At 38.6% G+C, this 5,279-nt stretch carries 8 protein-coding genes; all 8 read right to left on the bottom strand.

Annotated elements, in window-relative coordinates; translation table 11 throughout:
- Nucleotides 1-506, bottom strand: a 506-nt coding sequence (locus AC1DWB_RS30940) for a DL-endopeptidase inhibitor IseA family protein (RefSeq protein ID WP_477544940.1), incomplete at its 3' end; no start/stop codon positions are given.
- A gap of 164 nt (nt 507-670) precedes the next feature.
- A complete protein-coding gene (locus AC1DWB_RS30935; protein WP_477544939.1) occupies nt 671-1,081 on the bottom strand; it encodes a VOC family protein in 411 nt (136 codons plus the stop codon).
- Nucleotides 1,082-1,393: 312 nt separating this feature from the next.
- Nucleotides 1,394-1,876, bottom strand: coding sequence for a GNAT family N-acetyltransferase (locus AC1DWB_RS30930; RefSeq protein ID WP_477544938.1), 483 nt, complete (start codon nt 1,874-1,876; stop codon nt 1,394-1,396).
- Between the two features lie 265 nt (nt 1,877-2,141).
- Nucleotides 2,142-2,495: a hypothetical protein gene (locus AC1DWB_RS30925; protein WP_477544937.1), complete on the bottom strand. Its 354-nt coding sequence runs from the start codon at nt 2,493-2,495 to the stop codon at nt 2,142-2,144.
- Between the two features lie 293 nt (nt 2,496-2,788).
- Nucleotides 2,789-3,478: a hypothetical protein gene (locus AC1DWB_RS30920; protein WP_477544936.1), complete on the bottom strand. Its 690-nt coding sequence runs from the start codon at nt 3,476-3,478 to the stop codon at nt 2,789-2,791.
- A gap of 204 nt (nt 3,479-3,682) precedes the next feature.
- Nucleotides 3,683-3,985, bottom strand: coding sequence for a hypothetical protein (locus tag AC1DWB_RS30915; RefSeq protein ID WP_477544935.1), 303 nt, complete (start codon nt 3,983-3,985; stop codon nt 3,683-3,685).
- A gap of 286 nt (nt 3,986-4,271) precedes the next feature.
- Entirely contained in the window at nt 4,272-4,697 is a 426-nt protein-coding gene (locus tag AC1DWB_RS30910) for a hypothetical protein (protein ID WP_477544934.1), read from the bottom strand.
- A 241-nt stretch (nt 4,698-4,938) separates the two neighbouring features.
- A partial coding sequence (locus tag AC1DWB_RS30905) for an NUDIX domain-containing protein (RefSeq protein WP_477544933.1) occupies nt 4,939-5,279 on the bottom strand: 341 nt, incomplete at its 5' end.

Raw genomic sequence — 5,279 nt, 5'->3', positions numbered from 1 at the left:
ACGTTCTTGCATTCCCGAACCCTCACTGACTTAAGGGGCATCACCCCCGGCCGCGATGCGGTTAGCCAGTGCAGGGTTGTCTGCCTGATTATGCTACCTCGAAAATTCCTCTCGACGACAGGGAGCGACAGCTCCCGTTGCGGGAATGCGGTGTTATGTGAAGTAACGGGATACCTGAGTAATCTTGCAGGACTATTTATTCTCCATCCCTTGTTAGTAATATATTGGTATTCAATTTGAATCTCGTCTGCAGGATAATCATCACCAAATACTGGTACTTTAAATTTATATATAATTGTCTTTTCATCCCTACTCACGATCATCCCATTAGCCCTTGACCAATCATTCATTGAACCCCAGCCAACGCTCTGATATGACAGTCTGTTGTTAATTACAACTACCACTGATTCGATCAACTTCTTCGCTATATCGTGAGTAAATGTCTCTTCAAGGTATTGATACATTTCCTCATAAGATATAACGTTCTTGTATTCACGAACCCTCACTGGCTTAAGGCCCGGAGGGCAGGCTGCGACGCGGTTAGCCAGTGCAGGGTTGTCCGCCTAAATCTCTTCCTCGAAATGCTTCGGGCGGACCGAGGCGGCTTGTCCCCGATGCGTGAACACATTGTTACATGATGTCACAAGCCCCCCAGTTTTACCTTCATAAATCATGCATTAAAATTCTTTATCCATCTTGAATCCTGTCTCAAATCAATCATACTCAGCACATTTCCATCAGGATCTTCAAAGTCCATTAAATAAAAATCCCCGTTGTCATGTATTTCGTACACCTTAACATTGTTTTGTTTTAGGAAGTCATATGCGAAGTAAATATCTTCGGTTAAAAAATTATAATAAGAAGTATTCAAGTTTTCTTTATTCTTAAATTTAACAGGTTGGTTCTCATGCACTTGTATTAAACCTAAAACAGTTGAATTGTTGTGTATTTTCAAAGTGGCTCCCAATCCCCAGTGAACGGTAAGCTTAAACCCCAAAATACTTTCATACCATCTAATTGATTCCTCTAGATTCTTGACCGGAATAAAGATACTCCCGACTTCTTTAATAACTGATTTCATATGATCACCTCTGTTTTTAATAAAAACCCGAGAAAAGGATTCATTGATTCGACTATAACCACTTCTTCGAACAATCCCGCACACAATCGCTTGTGATTTCATATAACGTTCTGTGTATTCATGACGCCCGCACCACCCTAAGGTCCGAAGGACCTTAGGGTGGTGCGGGTGTGTCCGGCTGAGTCTATTTCCTTGCTGCTGAAATAACTCCCGAAACCTCTTCTAACCTTGGTCCGGATCGAGGGCCGAATGGCCCGATGCGTGAATATGGTGTTATAAGATGTTGGCGCCTTCGGAGCTCTCGCTACAATATCATTCTATATTTAATTCTAGTTTTCTACTTCTTGTTTGCATTCCAAGGTTTTCGTAAAAGGTTATTGCTTCTTTATTAAACTCAGATACTCCTAATTCAATACAGGTTGCCGAAATATCTTTCCCATAAGTAATAATAAATTTAAATAATTTCTTTCCAATGCCATGCCCTCGTTCGTTCTCATCAACGCAAAAATCATCAATAAAAATGTACTTCCTTGAAGTATAAATAGGACGATGTGGTGGTTCATCAATTCTAATCACACAATAAGCTATTACCTTCCCTTGTCCTTGATCTTCAACTACAATCACTTGAGACCTATCTTCTCTAAGAAGTTTCAGAAAGTAATCCTTCCCCATTGGATTGGGATCGGGTGAATAGATATCTGGCCGGGCGCTTACATGTAACTGATGAATTTGTCTTACCAGATTTGATACATCGTTATAATCATCATTTTGAGCAAAACGGATTGTTATTGTCATTTAGGATTCCTCTTTGATTTTATTTGCTTTGCGCTAATTTCTTATAACGTTCCCGCATTCACGACATTCAAGCGGCTTAAGGCACGTAGTGCCGGGTGGCTCTGCCACTTAGCCGGTTAAATGTGTCCGATGAATATGCTTCCCCGAAATGCCTCTTCCGGACCAAGGGTCAGGCTTGTCCCGGCCCACCGCGTTGAATGCGATGTTATCGGATGTCAGCGTCTCCTCTGAAATACTAAAAGATCTCTTATGGTTGTATTTGTTTTTAATGACCTAATTTTTCAAATGGAAGATCAAATAAATCAAGTTCATTTTCAATAATCTTATAAATTGTCGCAACAATTATATGGCGATTTCCATTTGAATTGATAACTACTATATCTTTCTTCAAATAGTTGTGACCTGTCTTTTCCTTTAAATATATTTTATCTTCATATTTTGCTTCTTCTAATGTGAGATTAGGTAAGTGTCTAGGTAATTCAATATATTTAACATCAAAAAACATAATATCAATATTAGTTATGTTCTCTTTATCCTTTGGGCTCCTTATTAGAAGCTCACCATGACTAACCCTGTAATACCAAAGCTGAAAATCTCTACTTTTAAGTTTTTCTTTCATTAATTTAATCTTCCTTATTAGACGTCTTTAAGTAATCAAGTTTTTCGGTTTTGCTTTTGTTATAATTTATGCTGATTCCGATAACGTTCTTTTATTCACGAATCCGAGAACCTTAAGGCTACGGAGGAGCCGGCCGCGATGCGGTTAGGTTCGCAGGGTTGTCCGCCTGAATCCGCTTCCTCGAAATGCCTCGGGCGGATCAAGGGTCGACGAATGTCGGCCCGCCGCGTGAATACGGTGTTATCTGATGTCAACGACTTCTTTGAGCTACCAACAATTCTTATATTTTTTGCTTATCGTGTTGTTTCCCATTTATCAATAATTTCGGTCATGCATCCGGGAAATAGAATATTATAATCTCGTCTCTTAGAGCGGATTGTCATGCTATCAACTACAATATATTCACATTTATTTGCCAAGTGCATAAACTCGTTCGGTAACTTGTCTACGAATGTTATATAAGCAGTTACACTGTGTCCGTCACTTCTATGTGGCCTTTCAATCCACGGAGTCTTAGTTCCTTGGCAAGAATATTCTGTCCTAAGCCCTAATAAGTTAAGCTTAGCAATTATGTTTACAAGTTCTTCGTCAATTTCATTATTATTACGTTTTTCTACAATGTCGTTCTTGATATTAAATTGTTCACGATAATATATGTCTCTCGAAAATTTCAAAATGAAGTGTTTGTAATGCTTGTCATTAAAATCATTCACCAAAAAATGTCTATAGAACTCATCGACAATGTTATTATTAGGATCGAAAATCCGTATAGTACATGTATAACACCCTTCGTCATTATTAGGGTGAAAATCATCAGTATACGCAGATAAAGTAAAGATAGCTCGCTTGCCATCCTCGATATTTCGTCTTGTTTTCTCTTCAAGTATAAGCCCCACCGACTTTCCTCCTTTCAGATTAAGAGAAACTGCCTTAATAATATTCATGTTCCATTCGTTGATTTCAGCTAACGTTTCCGTGTTCACGAACCCTCACTGGCTTAAAGGCACTGTACCGCCAAGTCCGACGGACTTAGCCAGTGCAGGGTTGTCTGCTGATTACGCTCCTCGAAAACCATTGAGCAGACCAAGGGCCAAATGGCCCGCAGCGTGAATACAGTGTTATGTGAAGTCTCCTGCGTCTTCGAGTTTACTCTCAAAAAGCTCTTGTAAATTTATTACTTTATTATTTCAATCACAAAAACATTCGATTCTATTAACCCGATTGTCACTTATCATGTCTATTAACTCTTCTATTTTTGTTTGTATTTCATTAGATAAATAAGGTTTTAAGTTTTTCAATTCATCCATAAAGCTTGGGATCTCACTCTCCGCAATCCTACTATCTTTATAGTAGTCATTCAGTTTATTTAGTGTTGGAAATCGAATAGTTTTATTAATATTTGAAAAAATCTCTTTATGCAATGAATCATTAATAGGATAGTGATAAATTCTTAACCCATCCGCGTCCTTAAGATAACAATCTAAAGCCACCTGATACCCCCTATGCGATCTGGTTTTATATTCTCTTTAAGTCATTAAGAATTTGTTTGTTTTCAGGAGATTTCCGATAACGTTGTTGTGTTCCCGACGCCTCACCGACTTAAGCCCCGTAGGGGCGGCCGCGACGCGGTTAGTCGGTGCAGGTGTGTCTGATGAATCCACTTCCTCGAAATACCACGGGCAGACCAAGGTCGGCGTAGCCGGCCGCAGCGTGAATATGGTGTTATATGATGTCCCCGCCATCAAAGCGATACTCAAATTACTCTTAGATGCTCTATTAAGTAAAAACTGCTAATACTATGCCAACAAATAAGCATATTATTGTTACACTACCAAACAATTTCAATACTCTTCTTCTTGGAATTCTTCTATGAGGAGCCCATATTATATTAGGATGGATAAATCCAAAAAATAATAAGGTTAATGAAATTAGAGCTGATAAGAAGAATACCTCTGTCAATTCAAGGTTAATAATCGCTAATGCCAACAACATTCCAAAAATAAGAATAAAAGCACTCAAAATAAACTGCATTATCTTAATAAAAAACAAAACAAACTTATTGGTTTCTCGCTTCTTAATAGAGTAATATCCAGTAATAATATCTCTTTCCAAAAAGCTATAAAATCTATTTTTTCTTCGTGACTCTTGCCTTGAGATCTTTTTCATCTCTTTTGTAAATTGTCTTTGAATTTTATTCCCCATACTTGCTCCACCTTAACTTGTTTGAGTATATTTAGTTTCGCGGGGATTTCTTATAACGTTGTTGTGTTCCCGACGCCTCACCACCTTAAGCCCGAAGGGCGGCCGCGATGAGGTTAGGTGGTGCAAGTGTGTCTGCCTGATTCCACTTTCTCGAAATGCCTCGGGCAGATTAAGGGGCGTAAGCCCGCTGCGGGAAAACGGTGTTATCGGATGTTCTTGCCTTCTTGAATTTACCCGATCATCAATGAATTTCCCCTAGATATACATGTTCTTGTTGTTCTTCATTATATGATTGTATGAGTTTTCGGAGCTCTAATGGAAATAGAGGTTCTTCAATTATATTATCTAAATCAATCCATTCAATTCCGACCTGATTCTTGTCCATTCCCGTTGCAATAGTCTCTTTGCGTATTTCAGCTTTAAATATTAATTCTACTCTATGTAAATCTTTATCTAAAAAACATTCTCTAACGAAAATAAGATCTTGAACTTCAACATCATATCCGGTTTCTTCCCTACACTCTCTAATCAGACATTCATTGAGCTTCTCCCCTGGCTCTTGTCCGCCGCCTGGTAATAGAT

The organism is Paenibacillus sp. P4_E11 (assembly GCF_056401635.1).
This window is presented reverse-complemented; position numbering and strand designations above follow the sequence as displayed.

Bases quoted from the DNA above. Each gene is read 5' to 3' on its own strand.
- AC1DWB_RS30935 (WP_477544939.1), bottom strand. From the start codon at position 1,081: ATGAAATCAGTTATTAAAGAAGTCGGGAGTATCTTTATTCCGGTCAAG.
- AC1DWB_RS30910 (WP_477544934.1), bottom strand. From the start codon at position 4,697: ATGGGGAATAAAATTCAAAGACAATTTACAAAAGAGATGAAAAAGATC.
- AC1DWB_RS30930 (WP_477544938.1), bottom strand. From the start codon at position 1,876: ATGACAATAACAATCCGTTTTGCTCAAAATGATGATTATAACGATGTA.
- AC1DWB_RS30925 (WP_477544937.1), bottom strand. From the start codon at position 2,495: ATGAAAGAAAAACTTAAAAGTAGAGATTTTCAGCTTTGGTATTACAGG.